This window comes from Methylobacterium sp. E-005 (assembly GCF_022829725.1).
Classification (GTDB): domain Bacteria; phylum Pseudomonadota; class Alphaproteobacteria; order Rhizobiales; family Beijerinckiaceae; genus Methylobacterium.
In genome coordinates this window covers 177,775-193,271 of sequence record NZ_JAKSYG010000256.1, presented here as the reverse complement: position 1 = coordinate 193,271, position 15,497 = coordinate 177,775, and the positions used below count along the sequence as shown (strand labels likewise).

Annotated in this window: 13 protein-coding genes and 1 other annotated feature; of the genes, 5 read left to right on the top strand and 8 right to left on the bottom strand. The window is 69.1% G+C overall.

Translation table 11 applies throughout. The annotated features are described in order from the left end of the window. Window positions 1-5 precede the first annotated feature (5 nt). The 5 genes from MKK88_RS31870 to MKK88_RS31850 form a co-directional block, all read right to left on the bottom strand. Window positions 6-773: an SDR family oxidoreductase gene (locus MKK88_RS31870; protein ID WP_244007496.1), complete on the bottom strand. Its 768-nt coding sequence runs from the start codon at window positions 771-773 to the stop codon at window positions 6-8. Beyond that, window positions 770-2,053 (bottom strand): beta-ketoacyl-ACP synthase, encoded by a 1,284-nt coding sequence (locus tag MKK88_RS31865; RefSeq protein WP_244007494.1) that lies wholly within the window; start codon window positions 2,051-2,053, stop codon window positions 770-772. The genes MKK88_RS31870 and MKK88_RS31865 overlap by 4 nt, the downstream gene beginning before the upstream one ends. Before the next feature lie 61 nt (window positions 2,054-2,114). Then, entirely contained in the window at window positions 2,115-3,407 is a 1,293-nt protein-coding gene (locus tag MKK88_RS31860; RefSeq protein ID WP_244007492.1) for a Zn-dependent hydrolase, read from the bottom strand. A gap of 98 nt (window positions 3,408-3,505) precedes the next feature. Then, window positions 3,506-3,967 (bottom strand): tellurite resistance TerB family protein, encoded by a 462-nt coding sequence (locus MKK88_RS31855; RefSeq protein ID WP_244007490.1) that lies wholly within the window; start codon window positions 3,965-3,967, stop codon window positions 3,506-3,508. A 517-nt stretch (window positions 3,968-4,484) separates the two neighbouring features. Continuing rightward, window positions 4,485-5,999: a CYTH and CHAD domain-containing protein gene (locus MKK88_RS31850; protein WP_244007488.1), complete on the bottom strand. Its 1,515-nt coding sequence runs from the start codon at window positions 5,997-5,999 to the stop codon at window positions 4,485-4,487. A gap of 360 nt (window positions 6,000-6,359) precedes the next feature. On the opposite strand from MKK88_RS31850, the gene selB reads away from it, so the two are divergent. Continuing rightward, window positions 6,360-8,300, top strand: coding sequence for a selenocysteine-specific translation elongation factor (gene selB / locus MKK88_RS31845; protein WP_244007953.1), 1,941 nt, complete (start codon window positions 6,360-6,362; stop codon window positions 8,298-8,300). Here the strand turns inward: selB and MKK88_RS31840 are convergent. The 3 genes from MKK88_RS31840 to MKK88_RS31830 form a co-directional block, all read right to left on the bottom strand. Beyond that, entirely contained in the window at window positions 8,297-8,605 is a 309-nt protein-coding gene (locus MKK88_RS31840) for a hypothetical protein (protein ID WP_244007486.1), read from the bottom strand. The two genes, selB and MKK88_RS31840, sit on opposite strands and share 4 nt — an antisense overlap. 92 nt (window positions 8,606-8,697) lie before the next feature. Then, complete coding sequence (locus MKK88_RS31835; RefSeq protein WP_244007484.1) at window positions 8,698-8,976, bottom strand: MSMEG_0570 family nitrogen starvation response protein; 279 nt, start codon at window positions 8,974-8,976, stop codon at window positions 8,698-8,700. Next, window positions 8,969-10,207, bottom strand: a complete 1,239-nt coding sequence (locus MKK88_RS31830; RefSeq protein ID WP_244007482.1) for an MSMEG_0565 family glycosyltransferase — start codon at window positions 10,205-10,207, stop codon at window positions 8,969-8,971. Before MKK88_RS31830 ends, MKK88_RS31835 begins: the two co-directional genes overlap by 8 nt. A gap of 321 nt (window positions 10,208-10,528) precedes the next feature. Between MKK88_RS31830 and MKK88_RS31825 the strand changes: the two genes are divergently transcribed. The 4 genes from MKK88_RS31825 to MKK88_RS31810 all read left to right on the top strand — a co-directional run bounded on the left by MKK88_RS31825 (window position 10,529) and on the right by MKK88_RS31810 (window position 15,462). Continuing rightward, on the top strand, window positions 10,529-11,299 hold the full coding sequence (locus tag MKK88_RS31825) for an SGNH/GDSL hydrolase family protein (RefSeq protein WP_244007480.1): 771 nt from the start codon (window positions 10,529-10,531) through the stop codon (window positions 11,297-11,299). Window positions 11,300-11,440: 141 nt separating this feature from the next. Next, complete coding sequence (hslV, locus tag MKK88_RS31820) at window positions 11,441-11,971, top strand: ATP-dependent protease subunit HslV (RefSeq protein ID WP_244007478.1); 531 nt, start codon at window positions 11,441-11,443, stop codon at window positions 11,969-11,971. A gap of 140 nt (window positions 11,972-12,111) precedes the next feature. Further along, the gene (locus MKK88_RS31815) at window positions 12,112-13,782 is read left to right on the top strand and encodes a methyl-accepting chemotaxis protein (RefSeq protein ID WP_244007476.1); all 1,671 of its coding nucleotides are present in this window, start codon (window positions 12,112-12,114) and stop codon (window positions 13,780-13,782) included. 64 nt (window positions 13,783-13,846) lie between these two features. Further along, window positions 13,847-13,902, top strand: a sequence feature (sul1 is cis-regulatory element that is thought to sense ions involved in sulfur or methionine metabolism; They are found in Alphaproteobacteria). A 63-nt stretch (window positions 13,903-13,965) separates the two neighbouring features. Next, window positions 13,966-15,462 (top strand): SulP family inorganic anion transporter, encoded by a 1,497-nt coding sequence (locus MKK88_RS31810; RefSeq protein WP_244007474.1) that lies wholly within the window; start codon window positions 13,966-13,968, stop codon window positions 15,460-15,462. Window positions 15,463-15,497: the final 35 nt, after the last annotated feature.

The window sequence follows — 15,497 nt, the reverse complement described above, 5'->3', positions numbered from 1 at the left end:
TCGGATCAGGCCCGGTGGACGCCCATCATCGCAGTCAAGCCGCCATCCACCGGCAGCACCGCTCCGGTGATGTAGGACGCCCCCTCACCCATCAGAAAGGCGGCGAGCGCCGCGACATCTTGGGGCCGCGCGAAACGACCGGCGGGGATCTGCCGTTCCATCCCGACCCGATAGGCGGCGTAGCGCGCCATCATGGCAGTGTCGACGAAGCCGGGGGCGATCACGTTGACGGTCACGCCGCGCTTGGCCGACTCGATCGCCAGCGTGCGGCAATAGGCGATCAGCGCCCCTTTGGTAGCGGCATAGGCGGCATTGCCGGCGTTACCCCGCAGGGCGGCCACCGATCCGATCGCCACGATGCGGCCGGAACGCGCCCGGGTCATCGGGCGGACCAGCGTCTTTGCGAGGCGGGTCAGCGAGAAGAAGTTGACCTGCATGGCTGTCTCGGCCCGATCCTGGTCCAGCATGGCGGCAAGCGCGTCGCTGGACTGACCGGCATTGTGGACGAGGCCGTAATAGCCGGTTTCCTCCGCGGCCTCGCAGAAGGCGTCGAGGGCAGCTCGATCGGCGAGATCGAGGGGAATAGCCGCGACACTGCGATCCGGATGGGCTGCACAGAGCTCCGCGCAGAGTGCCTGAGCCGCCTCAGCCGACGAGCGATAGGTGAAATCCACGGCGAAGCCCGCACCGGCCAGGGCCTGGACAATCGCCGCACCGATCCCGGAGGCGCCCCCCGTGACGAGGACGCGGCGCTGGGCGGAGGCCGCGCTCACGCCGGCTCCGCGCCGAAGACGAGGCACGTATTCTGACCGCCGAAACCGAACGAGTTCGACAGCACGGTGCGGACCGGTAGATCGCGGGCCAACTCGACGATGTCGAGGGCGATCGTCGGATCCGGCACGCGGTGGTTGATGGTCGGCGGGATGCGGCCATGTCGGATGGTGAGCAGCGATACCGCCGCCTCGATGGCGCCCGCAGCCGTCAGGGTATGGCCGATCATCGATTTGTTGGAGGTCACGGGCAGGGATGCGGCGCGATCGCCGAACACGGCGCCGAGGCCCAGAGCCTCCATCTTGTCGTTCTCGGGCGTCGAGGTGCCGTGGGCGTTGACCGTGTCGATCCCGTCGGGTTCGAGCCCGGCATCCTCCAGGCTTGCCCGGATCGCCGCGATGATCGGCGCCCCATCGGGACTCGAGCGGGTACGATGGAAGCCGTCGCCCTTCTCGCCGCAGCCGAGCACGTAGCCGAGGATCGTGGCGCCACGCGCCCGCGCGGTTTCCGCGTCTTCCAACACCAGGGCGGCCGCGCCCTCACCCATCACGAAGCCGTCCCGGTCCTTGGAAAACGGCTTCGACGCCGCCCCCGGCTCGTCGTTCCGGGTCGAGAGGGCCGAGAGCAGGGAGAACCGGATCAGCGATTCCGGGTTCACCGAGCCGTCCGTGCCGATGCAGAGCGCTGCCGCAGTCTCGCCGCGGCGGATTGCCTCGACGCCGAGCTGGATCGCGGTCGCACCGGACGAGCAGGCGGTGGAGAGCGAGATCGGCGAGCCCTTCGTGCCGAACCGTTCGGCGACGCGGTCGGCGACGGTGCCGAAGATGAACAGGTCATGCCAGGAATCGAACCGCCCCGTTGCGGCGGCCCGGATCAGCCCGGCGTAATCGACCGGACCGTCGCCGCCCAGGGCTTCCGCGAGGGCCTGCCGCTGCGGCCACTCCATTTCCACCGGCGGCACCGCGATGAACAGCGCGCCGGGGAAATCACCGGCCGTTCCGATCCCAGCCTGCGCGATCGCCTCCTCGGCCGCTACGGCGGCGAAGCGCTCGGACAGGAGTGGCGCCACCAGGGGCTCGGTGTCGAGGAAATCCACCGTGCCGGCGATGCGCGTTCGCAGGCCTTCGGTGGGGAACCGCGCAATCGCGTGGATGCCGGACCGCCCTTCGGTCATGGCAGCCCAGGTCTCAGCCTGTCCCTGGCCGAGGGAGGAAACGACGCCAAGGCCGGTGACCGCGACGAGCGGCCGACCTCGGGCGTCGCGGTACGATCGCGCGCTCATGACGCGGCCCTTACCGGATTTTCCGCGGTCTTACACCACCGGTCGACCCGGGGCCGCACCATCATGCGCCTGTAGCGGCGCGGGATGCGTCCGAGCTGGGGGCGTTGGCAAGGCGCAGCACCGTCTGGAGCAGCACGTCGGCGCCGGCCGCGCAATCGGCCTGGGTCGCAGATTCCGCCTCGTTGTGGCTGATGCCGTCCTTGCACGGCACGAAGATCATCGCGGCGGGCACCTTGGCGGCGAGATTGCAGGCATCGTGACCCGCCCCCGAGATGATCCGGCGCCGGGCATGGCCCAGGCCCTCGGCCGCCGCGTCGATCGCCGCCACGATGGTGGGGTCGAACGGGATCGGCTCCTTTCGCCAGATCCGGTTGAGCTGGATCTCCAGGCGGCGGCGCCCGGCGATCTCGGTGGCGGCCTCCTGCAGGGCGGCCTCCATGGCGTCGAGGGTGGCCGAACGCGGGTCGCGCACGTCGACCGTGAAGGCCACGCGCCCCGGCACGACGTTGCGGGAGGGCGCCAGAATCGCCGCCTCGCCGATCGTGGCCACCGCCGAGGGGGCATGCGCCAGGGCGATGCGCTCCGCGGCGAGGGCGAATTCGGACAAGGCCAGCAGCGCGTCGCGGCGCCGCGGCATCGGCGTGGTGCCGGCATGACTCTCGAAACCGGTGATCACCCCGTCGAACCACATGATGCCCTGGCCGCCCTCGACCACCCCGATGGTCTTGTCCTCGGCCTCCAGGATCGGCCCCTGCTCGATATGCAGTTCGACGAAGGCACCGATCTCGCGGGTGCCGACGGCCTCGACCCCACGATAGCCGATGGCATCGAGGGCCTCCGCCACCGTGATCCCCGCGGCGTCGCGTTTGGCCAGGATCTCGTCGGTGGTGAAGTCTCCGGCAAAGGCCGCCGAGGCCATCATGGCGGGCGCGAAGCGGGAACCCTCCTCGTTGGTCCAGTTGACCACGAGGAGCGGCGCCTCGGTCTCGATGCCGGCATCGTTGAGGCTGCGCATCACTTCGAGGCCGGCCAGCACGCCCAGCACACCGTCGAACTTGCCACCGGTGGGCTGCGTGTCGAGGTGGGAGCCGAAGGCGACCGGCTTGCGGCTCATATCCCGGCCCGGGCGCAGGGCGTATTGCGTGCCCAGGGCATCGACCGAGACCTCCAGGCCGGCCGCCGTGCAGGCGTCCCGGAACCAGTCGCGCACGCGGCCATCCTCATCCGAGAGCGTCAGGCGATTGATGCCGCCGGCCGGCGTGCCGCCGAACGCGGCCGTCTCCAGGATGGTGGACCAGAGCCGCGCGCCATCCGCGCGCAGGTTATGTGTGTTGCTCAGCTTCGTCTCGGCCATGCCGGTTCCTCTCACGGCCAAGTGCCGTGTCACGCGTTCATCGTCGTTCCGCCCGCCGTCCGGCGCCGGGCGCATCGCACCAGCAACGCCGGTGCCAGTCAGGCCGGCCGGCGCCGCACCGGATTGGCCCGCAGGAGCCCGACACCGTCAACCTGAAGGGCAGCCGCGATCTCGCCCAGCGCGCTCGCCTCGATGTTACTGATGCCGTCCTGGTCGGCGACGTCGGCGGCGATCAGGAAGACGTTCTCGCGCTGGTTCGCCGGCCGCTCAGCCACCGCCCCGACGTGGCGCAGGTTCTCCGCCCGACCGAGGCGGGTCCGCGCCCGGGCAATACCCTCGTAGAGTTCAGTCTCGAGCATGAGGGCATCGTAGCCCTTCATCAGCACGGGATCGGCGCTCAGTCCGTGGAGCGCTGCATCGAACTCCTGGCCGGCGACTTCGCCATCGGCCACGATGACGTTGGACGCGGCCGAGACGGCGGCGAGCATCAGCACCTTGTCGCCGACATAGGCCGTGACGGTACGGCTCACTTGGCCGAGGAGGTCGCGCAGAAGGCTCATGGAGGCTGTGCCGGGGGCCGGACGAATGCGGAAACGCCGGAGGGATAGCAGAGGCTGGCGCCGAAGGAACCCGGCGCGGCCCAAACGGGCAAAGCGACGCGCCCAATGTGGCCAACGAGGTCCGTCGGCCGAATATTGCAACTTCTGCTGGATCTCACCGAGACAGACATGCTTCGGCAACACCGTCATGCGAGACCTTGCGCCAGCCGCACCGATCGCGGTCGATGGACGGCGGAACAAGTCCCCCCAGCAAGAGCCGCCTCCATTGTCTCGCCGCCGGAACGTTGGTCGGGTGCCCCCCAGGCCCGATCTTCGTGCCGGCGGCGATCCTTCATTCCACGCGTGCTTTGCCCACGCGGAACCGAACGATCCGCCGCGTCTGTTGAGAGACTGACCGAGGGGATCCGCCGGACCCGCTCGGCCGGGTCGCGATGGTCACCGCCCCCCATCGGCTTGCCGGTGCAGGACGCGCGAGGCGGTCCGGATCCTCAAGGGGGGACCGGCAGTGCCGGTCGCCTCACCGCCAGAACGGCTTCACGTCGAGGAGGTCGGACCGCGCATCGGCGGCATCCTTGAGCAGATCCCGCGTCCCCGGCCCGTCCGAGCCGGGCATCGGCGGGCCCGACAGGCTCTCCGACATCGACCGGGCCGTCTCCAGATCGTTGAGCGCGCCGAGATGGTCCTGAAGATCCGACAACGCGTCACCGAACTTCGCCTGCCGGCGCTGCGCTTTCTTTTTGTGGTAGAGGCCGGAGAAAAACTCGGCCCCATAGCGCAGTTTCTTGGCGGCGATGCGCGCGCGGTGCCGCGTATGCGGGTCAAGATGCTTGAGTCCGCGGCCGCGCGTCTTGAGCCGCCCGCGGGCCTTATCGAGCACGCGAACAGCGAAGTCCTTCCCGTCCTCGGCAGCGCTCGGGTGCGTGATCCAGGCGCCGGTCTCAACCCAGCCGGCCAGATCGATGATCAGGCTGCGCCATTGCGGGCTGTGCAGGGTCGTTAGCACCACCTCGTAGGCGCGCGCGCGCTCCGCCTCGGCGCGTTCCCGGAGCCCGTCGAGCCCGGCCTCGTCCGGGCGCTCCTTCGCGAGATCGGGCAACGTATGGCCCAGGAAGACGTCGAGGTTGCGGGCGTGGCCGAACGGTTCGGTGACGCGCTTGATCTCATCGGCGAAACCGACCGCGCGGGAATCGCCCTCCAGCATGGGGGCGAAGAGCGACAATGCGGAGCGAAGCCGGCGCAGGGCCACGCGGATCTGGTGGAGCGCCTCCGGCGGTTGCCCATCCTCCAGGAAGACGGTCTCGTTGAGTCGCATGTGGCGCAGGCAGGCGCGGGCCACCCGGCGGAAGATCTCCCCGGCGCTGGCATCCTCCGGCAGGTCGATCGCCTCGGCCTTGACGATGGTACGGTCGGTGCCGTCGATCAGCCCGAAACCGATCCCGCTCTTGGCATGTACGCTGAGGCGCAGCTGCACGGTCTCGGCGAGTGCCATCGCGAGCTGGAACAGGTCGGCCGGATCGCCCGCCTGGAGTTCCAATTCGACTTCGCAGAGGGGCGCGACGCCCGCCGGACTCTCGACCCGGCCTTCATCGAGGGTGACGAGGATGCGGGATTCACCCTGATGGACCGGAAATTCCCGGCGCATCACGACGGTCGAGAACAGCCGCTCGACGGGCGCATCGGCCTCGCGCAGGACCGCCTCAGCTGCCGTCCCGGCCCAGGCGGCTGGATCCGGCGCATCGCCGCCGATTTCGGTCTCCCACTCGGCCCGATCGAACAGCCCGACATCGCCAGCCCCGGCCTTCACGGTCTGGATATGGCGGCCCCCCTTCGCGCGTACCCGAAGCGACAGACCAGCCGCCCGCAGGTCGCGCTTCGCCGTATCGTAATACGTCGTGGTCAGATGCTCGGGCTCCGCCTCTGCGGCGCCCGGAAGCCGGGGATGGGCGGCGAGCACCGTCAGATCCGGTCCAGCACAAACGAGCTTCAGCTCGATTTCGCGCGGTTCGACGGTATTGCCTGGGCTATCGCTCATGCTCTCCTCATCATGACCATGGCCGCCCAACCGTTCAGGGCCGCCATCCGGTTACCGCGAACTGTCGCGCCGCATCACCTGACGGCGCGATGCGTCGGCATCTGTCTATCAAAATCCGAAGCCTTACGGAGGAGCGAGCCGCCCCGACGCGGCAGCTCTGCGTACCAAGCATGTTGCACTGCGTAAAAATGACTCTTCCCCAAAGCCGAAACGCATGGCAAAACAAATTGTCCACAATCCATCTGCTGCGCAGCCCCCGGCCCCGACCGTCCGGTGGCCTGTAGCTCGACGACGAGCCGGCGCAGCGGGGTTCCTTACGACAAGAATTGTGCGCGCCGCGTGGACGGCAGCCCCATGGAGATGGTCAGGTCGGTGACTGCGGTGAAGACACTTCTCGTGGGCGTGATCGGGCATGTGGACCACGGCAAGACCGCCTTGGTCCGCGCCCTCACCGGTATCGAAACCGACAGGTTGAAGGAAGAACGCGCCCGCGGCGTCTCGATCGTGCCGGGCTTCGCGCTCCTGTCCACCGGGAACGGTGAGGTCGACCTCGTGGACCTGCCCGGCCACGAGCGCTTCGTACGCGCCATGGTCTCGGGGGCGACCGGAATGCGGGCCGTTCTGCTGGTGGTGGATGCCCAGGAGGGCATCAAGCCGCAGACGGTCGAGCACTTAGAGATCGCCCGGCTGATCGGCGTTCGACGCGGCGTCTTGGCCCTGACGAAGTGCGATCTGGCGAACCCCGAAACGATTGCGGCGCGTTCGGCTGAGATCGCGGCCGCCGCGGCCAGGGCCGGGCTCGAAGCCGGTCCGGTAATCCCCACATCGACCGTCACGGAGGCGGGACTCGGCGATCTTGCGCAGGCTCTTGCAGCCCTGCTCGATGAGGCTCAGCCCAGCAGCGACGACGGCTTCCCGTACCTGCCCGTGGATCGGGTCTTCTCCCGGCCGGGCTTCGGTACCGTCGTGACCGGCACCCTGCGGCGCGGGCCGCTCGCAGTCGGCGACACCGTCGAGATCGTGCCGGGCGGCCGGAGCGCCGTCGTGCGGGGCCTCCAGATTCACGGGCGACCGGTGGAACGGGCCGAACCCGGACGGCGCACGGCGGTGGCGCTGCGCGGCGTCGGCTTGGACGAGATCGCCCGGGGACAGGCCCTCGCGCCGGCAGGCCTCCTGACACCGTGCGCGTGGCTCGACGTGTCGATCACGGCAGCCGCCAGCGCGGACGTACCCTTGGCGAGCGGCACCGCCTGCCGCCTGCTCTTCGGCACCACCGAGGTCGAGGCCCGGCTGCGTCTGCTCGATCGCGATGCCCTGGAGCCGGGGGGGCACACCCAGGCGCAGGTGCATCTCGCCGAACCCGTCGCCGTACCGGCCCGGGAACCCTTCGTCCTGCGGCTCGACTCGCCGGCCGCCACGATCGCGGGTGGCCGAATCCTGGATCCGGTGAGCCGGCGTCGGCGGCGCAAGGATCCGCGCATCCTGGCCGATCTCGCCGCCCTGGCATCGGGCGAGCCCGCGAAGGCGATTGCCGTCCGCCTCGGGCAGGTCGGTGCGGTCGGTGCGCCCCTGGCTGAGTTCGCACGCCTCGCCGGCCTTGCACCGGATCGGGCGCGGACCTTACTGCGCCAGTCCGGCGCGCACGACATCACCGATCGGTTCATCGGCGCCGCAGCCTTCGAGGCCCTGCAGACCGGTATCCTGGCGGCACTCGCGCAGCATCACCGCGACTACCCGATGGAGCACGGGATCGCCCTCGAACGCCTGTCCCGCTCCCTGGCGCTCCCGGACCCACTCGTCGCGACAGCCCTGCGGGACCTCACCTCGGCCGGGTCTGTGGGCCAGGCCGGTGCGCTGTGGCGGCGCGCCGATTTCGACCCCGCCCGCAACGAGAGCGAAGCCGCCCGCCGCTTGGAGCAGATCTTTCGCCGCGCCGGCCTGAACCCGCCCGACGAAAGCGAGGCCGTCGGCCGGGACGTGCGGCGGCGGGAAGCCCTGACCTATCTGGTCGGCGCCGGAACGGTGATCCGGGCCGTGGACCGGGTCCAACGCCGTGCCGTCCTGTTCCACCGGGAGGCGGTCGCGGCTGCCCGGACGCGTCTGACCGAGGCCTTCCCCCATGCGTCGACACCGGAGACCGGCTTTCTGGCCCGGGAGGCGGGTTCGACCCTGGGAATCTCGCGCAAGTTCTCGATCCCCCTGCTCGAGCATCTCGATGCCACGGGGTTCACCCGCCGCGCCGGGGATCGCCGAATCATCGTCGCCCTCGAACCGGAGACCGCCGGCCAAGCGGGCGGCTAGAAGTCCTCCCCCGGCCAGTCTCCCGGCCCAGGCTCATAGCAAGTGTAGCCGATCAGGCAGTTCGGGTTGTCCCGGGTCGGGCGAAAGGCGCGCTTTGCGATCTCCGTGGGCTCGCAGAACGAGCGGTCGCGCACGAACCGGTCATAGGTCATGCCGCCCGTGCCCAGGACGAGGGCACCCCGCGCCTGGATCAACTGCGTCGTCTGCCGACAGGTCATGGATGTGCTCGACGGCCGCGTCTGCGCGCCGACGGGCGTGGCGGCCAGGACGAGGGCCGCAGCGATCCAGGTCACCCGTGCGTTCATCGGCCTCGATCCCCTCCGGTCCGGTGCGAACGTGCCGATAACCCGGGCCGGCGGGTTTTGTCCCGGGCTCGCTACACCCCGGTGGACCGGTTTCACTCCTCGAAGGATTCGACGTGGACGGTTCCCCCGTCCTGGCGCCCCGCCGTGTCCTCGATCCGGGCGATCTGGGCCTGCGCCCGCCCGCAGGGAAAGCCGTACAGGGCGCGCACGCGCTCGCTGGCGAGGCCGAGGGCGAGGCGGCTGAGATATACGAACTCGTCGACGGCGTAGTCCTGCCCGACAGCCAGATGATCCTTGATGACGAGCGATGGCGAGTAGCAGGCCTCGCGGGATCCATCCGGCCAGCGGATATGGAAGCGCATCTCAGGCATCGGGTGACATCCGAAGGGTGTTCCAGGCCGCCGCGCCGGTGGCTGGCGGTGGTACCGGTGCAGCGCCCGGCCGGAGCGCGGCATAGCTCGGCAGATGGCGTGCCGCGCAGCTGGCCCAGGCATGGGCGCGGGCGACCTCCAGGCCGGCGTTGCGCAACCGACCGCGCCGGGACGGCTCCAAGCTCGTCCGCATCGCCGCCGCGATCGACGCGACATCCTCCGGGTTCACCGCCAGCGCCTCGCCGGGGGCGAGATATTCGGTGAAGGGCGGCCGCGCAGGGACGATCACCGGCGTGCCGGAAGCCATGGCTTCCAGGACGGGCTGACCGTATCCCTCCGCCAGGGACGGGAAGACCAGGGTTTCGCAAAGCCGGTAGAGCGCCGGCATATCCGCCTGCGCGACCCGTCCGGCATGGACCACCGGCTGTCCCGGGCCGACCGTGAGGCCGGCGTGCTCCAGCGCGGCGCGGCATCGCGCCTCGTACCCATCCGTCTCGGGAGAAGCGGCCACCCCCGCCACGACGAGCTGCGCGGCCGGAATGGCGGCGCGGAGTGTCGCGAAGGCCTCGATCACGGCGAGGCTGTTCTTGCGCGCGGAGAAACCCCCGACACTCAGGAAGATCGGACCGTGGTTCAGCCCCAGGCTCCGGCGCAAGGCGTCGTCGTCCGGATTCGGTCCCGGTCTGAAGAAGGCCGTGTCGACGCCGCTGCCGACAACCTCGGTCTCGATGCCGTATTCACTTGCAAGCGCCGCCCCCCAGGTCCGGCTGAGGCAGAGCAGCCGCCCGGCATCGACGATCGCGCGATCCTGCCATCGCGCAAGCTGCAGATCGGGCCATGCCTCGATGCGGTGGACCGTGCGGACGAAGCCCGGGATCAGGCGACGACGCGTGAGCGTAGCCAGCGCGTTGCCGCTGATGGTGCAATGGCCGTGAAAGACGTCGAAGTCGCAGGCGGCTGGCGTCGAGAAATGCGACAGGTAGTCAGCGATTCGTGCGCCGACCAGCGCCGCCCCCGACCCGCAGGCGGCTTTGGCGGCCACGGACACTGTGGGACAGCGCGCATCGCGAAAGAAGCCGCGGCCGGTCGGGTCGGGGGCATGGACCACGGCCTCGTGGCCCAACATGCACAGGGCTTCGCCCAGGCCCAGGGCATAGCCCACGGTGCCGCGGGCATCGGTGGACGGTGTAAGGATCGCGATGCGCACGCTGTCGACCCTGGGACGGCGCAACGCAGCTCGTGGCCGGTCCGGGACGCGAGATCCCGTCTCCCGAACACCGGTCTCCGCCGCCCTCTCGGAGACCCGTCGGACGCACAGACGCATTGTCCGTGCCGCGGCCGAGACCGGTCACCCATTTCGAAATCCCGGTGCGACGCACGATCGGCGGGCGTTAATTTTGTGTTACGAATTCATCTCACTTTAACGCCGATTGCCGAACGGCCCTTTTCAAGTCCCTGTGTCAGATTGTATCCGTCGCTGGCGAGCGCCGGAGCTGTCGGTCCCGTGTTTAAATCCTCGAACACCCAGAGTCCCGCGCGGCCGGTTCGCCGAATGTTGCGTCGCTTGAGCGTGCTCGGCGGCCTCCTCCTGCTCCCGACCGCGGTCCTTGCCTACGCGGATCTTCTGCCCGAATCGCTCGATCTGCTCGGCTTCGATCTGCGCGAAAGCCCGGATCTTCCGCATGTCGCCCGGCAGATCGCCATCGGTGCACCGCTCAAGATCGTGGCGTTTGGTTCGTCCTCCACCGAGGGTATCGGCGCGTCGAGCCCGGCCAACGCCTACCCGGCCCGGTTGCAAATCGATCTGCGCAAGAAGCTTGGCGGGATTGATGTGGCGGTCATCAACCGTGGCATCGGCGGCGAGCATGTGGACGACATGCTGGCGCGCCTGGACCGCGACGTGATCAAGGCCGAGCCGCAGCTCGTCATCTGGCAGACCGGGAGCAACGATCCCCTGCGCGGCGTGTCGGTCGCGCATTTCCGTGAGGTCACGGTGGCGGCGATCCGCCGGATCCGCGAGGCCGGTATCGATGTGGTGCTGATGGAACCGCAATGGTGTCCGAAGCTCGAAGCGACGCCCGGGGCCTCACGATTCCTCGAAGCGGTGCGCGGTATCGGGGATGAACTCGACGTTCCGGTCATCCGGCGCGCCGACCTGATGCATGGCTGGGTGCAGGACGGGAAGCTGACGACCAAGCAGCTCTTTGCCTCCGACGGCCTGCATATGGCCGATGGCGGCTACGCCCTCCTGGCCGAGGCTGCGGCCCGTTCGATCCTAGAGGATGCCGGTTCGGTGCAGGCGCCGGAGGCGGTCGCCGAGTAGGCCACACCGCAGGACCCAATCGGCGGTGACGATTCGGCTGGACGTGACCGGCCGATCTCCCCATCTCGACGCGATCGAGATCGGAGCCGAGCTTTGAGCCAGGACGCATTCAGATACGACGACCGGGGCGCGGTGCCTCAGATGCACGCCACAACCATCCTGATGGTTCGCAAGGGCGGCCGGGTGGTGTTGGGGGGCGACGGTCAGGTCAGCCTGGGCCAGACCATCGTGAAGGGCAACGCCCGCAAGGTCCGGCGGCTCGCCAAGGGTGCCGTGATCGGCGGCTTCGCGGGGGCCACGGCCGATGCCTTCACGCTGTTCGAGCGGCTCGAAGCGAAGCTGGAACAATATCCCGGGCAACTGACCCGCGCCTGCGTCGAGCTCACCAAGGATTGGCGCACCGACCGTTACCTGCGCCGTCTTGAGGCGATGATGCTGGTCGCCGATCGCGAAGTCAGTTTACTCCTCTCAGGCTCTGGCGACGTTTTGGAACCGGAAAGTGGTGTCATGGCGATCGGGTCGGGCGGCAACTACGCGCTGGCGGCTGCCCGGGCGCTGGAAGACGGCGACCTCGATGCGGAAGCGATCGTGCGCCGCGCCATGGCAATCGCCGCCGAGATCTGCGTCTACACGAACGGGAATCTGGTGATCGAGGCACTCGACGGCGCTTAAGGTCTGGATACGCGACCTGCGAGGTGCTGGATGGTGAGTATCAGCACCGTATATTGAGCTCCGCACGCCCGTGCGGTTAACGAGCCCTTGAGCAATTGTCGATATTTTGCATCCAATCGAGCAAGCTGGGTTGGGGCGCAATGAAGATCGGCGGCAAACTCCTGGGCTTCGTTGGCGCCTGCAGCCTGACGACATTGGTGGTCGCGGGCGTCAGCGTGGTCACCCTGCAAAGCTTCGAAACCGCGCTCGCAAACGTCGAGAGCGCCTCGATCCGGGCGCTCGACGCGGCCAATTTCAATCGTCTCGCCGCCGAAGTGACGATGGATTCCCGCGGCGTCTATGCCTCGGCCGACCGCGCCGAAGCGGCAAAATACGCCGCCGGCATCCGGAAGGGCTTGGCCGGGATGGAGGCTCTGCGGGCCGAGTGGGCGCCGCGGCTGGCCGCATCCGAGCGGCCCCTGTTCGACGTGATGACACGCAATTTCGAAGCGTTCCGATCCCTGCGCAGCGCCCTCGCCGACGCCGGGGAGACGGTGAGTCCGCGCGCCGCTGCGGAACTCGGATTCAACGACACCAACCGCGCCAATCGCAAGACCTTCCAGGCGAGCATCGACGCCCTGGTGAGCCAGGGCCGTACCGAGATGGCGGCGATCAAGGCCGACACCCAGGCGCTGTTTCAGGCGCGGACGCTGCTTCTGCTTGGTCTGGCCCTGATCGGTACGCTGATCTGCTGCGCCCTGGGCCTCCTCGTCGGGCAGCGCCAGATCGCCGGCCCGCTGCGCGCGGTGTCGGACGCCATCGAACGCCTGTCGCGGGGCGATCATGCGCTGCCGGTCGTGCGGCCGCGTCGCGACGAGATCGGCGCGATCTGGACGAGCACGCAGATCCTCAATGAGACGCTGCTGCAAGCCGAGGCATCGCGCCAGGAGCATCAGCGCATGGATGCCGTTTCCGTGACGCGCAAGCGCGCCGAGATGACCGAATTCGCTCAGCAATTCGAAGGCAACATCGGCGGCCTCGTCGGCCATCTGGCCAGCGCGGCGGCCGGGATGGAGCGGGCCGCCGCCACGATGGCCGGCAATGCCGAGCGGACCGGGACGCAGTCGCAGGCCGTCACGCGCGCCGCCGAGACGATGTCGCACAATGTCGACGCGGTGGCGGCTGCCACAGAAGAACTCGCCGCCACGGCGAGCGAGATCGGCGTCCAGGTTTCCCAGACCTCGAACGCGGCCGAGAGCGCTGTGGAGGCGGCCCGGCGGACGCGGACCAGCGTCCAGGCCCTGGCGCGCAGCGCCGACGGGATCGGGCAGGTCGTATCACTCATCTCGACCATCGCCGGCCAGACCAACCTGCTGGCGCTGAACGCCACGATCGAGGCCGCTCGGGCGGGCGAGGCCGGACGGGGCTTCGCGGTCGTCGCCACGGAGGTCAAGGATCTGGCGACCCAGACCGCCAAGGCCACCGAGGAGATCGCCGGCCAGATCGCCGCCATGCGCGCCGCGACCCACGACGCGGTCTCGGCGATCGAGGAGATCGGCGGCACGATCGAGCAGGTCCACGGGATCGCCATCGGCGTCGCCGCCGCGGTCGAGGAGCAGCAGGTCGCCACGCAGGAGATCGCCCGCAGCGTCGCCGAGGCGGCGAACGGGACCCGATCGGTGACCGAGACCATGGCCCTGGTGCTCGATGCCGCGCACGAGACCGGGCTCAGCGCCGCACAGGTGCTCGAGGCCGCCGCCGACATTGCCAGGCGCTCGAATGGGCTCGGCGGGGAGGTGACGGGCTTCGTGACGCAAGTCAGGGCTGCCTGAACCCAACCAAGCAGCCCGGCAATGTTGCGTCGCAGCGCGGAGCGCCGTAGGGATACGGCATTCGCAAGGACCCGGTGAAAGCCCGGGTGGCTCTTCCGGCCGCCGATCCGCCGGACCACGCATCCAGGGCCTTTTGATCGTCCGCTTCAAAAGCGGACGGGCCTTGTGCGGATTGTTCACCCTATGCAACGCGACACAGCTGGCGCCACTGGCCTTCGCAGCCGGTGGTTCTCCAATCTCCGCGGCGACACCCTCTCGGGGATCGTCGTCGCCCTCGCACTCATCCCGGAAGCGATCGGCTTTTCGGTGATCGCCGGGGTCGATCCCAAGGTCGGCCTCTACGCCTCCGTGGTCATCGCCTGCACCATCGCGTTCGCGGGCGGGCGCCCCGCGATGATCTCGGCCGCCACGGCCGCCACCGCGGTGGTGATGGTGGAACTCGTGCGCGATCACGGGGTGCAGTACCTCTTCGCCGCCACCATCCTGATGGGTGTGTTCCAGATCCTGGCGGGCCTGCTCCGCCTCGGCCGGCTGATGCGGTTCGTCTCGCAATCGGTGATGACGGGTTTCGTCAACGCGCTCGCGATCCTGATCTTCCTGGCCCAGCTCCCGGAACTCACCGGCGTGACGCCGGCGACCTACGGGCTGATCGCGCTCGGATTGGGAATCATCTACGGATTCCCGCGGATCACCCGGGCCGTTCCGTCGCCCCTCGTGGCGATCGCGGTCCTCACCGCGGTCACGGCCCTCTTCCACCTCGACGTGCGCACGGTCTCGCATCTCGGCGCGCTGCCGTCGTCGCTGCCGAGCTTCGCGCTGCCGGACGTGCCCCTGACGCTCGAGACGCTGCGCGTCATCGCGCCCTACGCGGCGACCCTCGCGGCGGTCGGCCTTCTGGAGAGCCTGCTCACCGCCCAGATCGTCGACGACATGACCGATACGGGCAGCGACAAGAACCGCGAGTGCATGGGCCAGGGCGTGGCCAACATGATGTCGGCCGTGTTCGGCGGCATGGGTGGCTGCGCGATGATCGGTCAGTCGGTCATCAACGTGTCCTCGGGGGCGCGGGGCCGGCTCTCGACCCTGGTGGCCGGGGCCTTCCTCCTCGTGCTGCTTGTAGCCCTCCAGGACCTGCTCGCCGTCGTGCCGGTGGCGGCTCTGACCGCCGTCATGATCATGGTCTCGCTCAACACCTTCTCGTGGCGCTCCCTGGCGCAGTTGCGCACCAACCCCCTGCCCTCCTCGGCGGTGATGCTGGCGACGGTCCTCGTCGTGGTCGCTACCAAGGATCTCGCCATCGGTGTGTTGGTGGGCGTGCTCCTCTCGGGTGTGTTCTTTGCCGGCAAGGTTTCTCGCCTCAGCCGGGTCACCTCCGAGGTGTCGACCGATGGACGGACCCGGACCTATCGGGTTGCCGGGCAGATCTTCTTCGCCTCCGCCGGCACCTTCTCGGAGGCGATCGATTTGCTGGAGCCGGTCGAGCGCTTGGTCATCGACGTCACGGCGGCGCATTTCTGGGACATCTCGGCCGTGGGTGCCCTCGACCGCGTGGTGCTCAAGGCCCGGGCACGGGGTCGGGTCGTCGAGGTCGTCGGGCTCAACGCGGCCAGCGCGACGCTGGTCGAACGGTTCGGAACGCATGACAAGCCCGGTGTCACGCCATCGCTCGCCGCACACTGAGGCGGCATCCGCCCCGCGGCGCCCCTTGCGCGGGC

Bases quoted from the DNA above. Each gene is read 5' to 3' on its own strand.
- selB (WP_244007953.1), top strand. From the start codon at position 6,360: ATGGTCAGGTCGGTGACTGCGGTGAAGACACTTCTCGTGGGCGTGATC.
- hslV (WP_244007478.1), top strand. From the start codon at position 11,441: ATGCACGCCACAACCATCCTGATGGTTCGCAAGGGCGGCCGGGTGGTG.
- MKK88_RS31855 (WP_244007490.1), bottom strand. From the start codon at position 3,967: ATGAGCCTTCTGCGCGACCTCCTCGGCCAAGTGAGCCGTACCGTCACG.
- MKK88_RS31810 (WP_244007474.1), top strand. From the start codon at position 13,966: ATGCAACGCGACACAGCTGGCGCCACTGGCCTTCGCAGCCGGTGGTTC.
- MKK88_RS31850 (WP_244007488.1), bottom strand. From the start codon at position 5,999: ATGAGCGATAGCCCAGGCAATACCGTCGAACCGCGCGAAATCGAGCTG.
- MKK88_RS31825 (WP_244007480.1), top strand. From the start codon at position 10,529: ATGTTGCGTCGCTTGAGCGTGCTCGGCGGCCTCCTCCTGCTCCCGACC.
- MKK88_RS31865 (WP_244007494.1), bottom strand. From the start codon at position 2,053: ATGAGCGCGCGATCGTACCGCGACGCCCGAGGTCGGCCGCTCGTCGCG.
- MKK88_RS31815 (WP_244007476.1), top strand. From the start codon at position 12,112: ATGAAGATCGGCGGCAAACTCCTGGGCTTCGTTGGCGCCTGCAGCCTG.
- MKK88_RS31835 (WP_244007484.1), bottom strand. From the start codon at position 8,976: ATGCCTGAGATGCGCTTCCATATCCGCTGGCCGGATGGATCCCGCGAG.
- MKK88_RS31860 (WP_244007492.1), bottom strand. From the start codon at position 3,407: ATGGCCGAGACGAAGCTGAGCAACACACATAACCTGCGCGCGGATGGC.
- MKK88_RS31840 (WP_244007486.1), bottom strand. From the start codon at position 8,605: ATGAACGCACGGGTGACCTGGATCGCTGCGGCCCTCGTCCTGGCCGCC.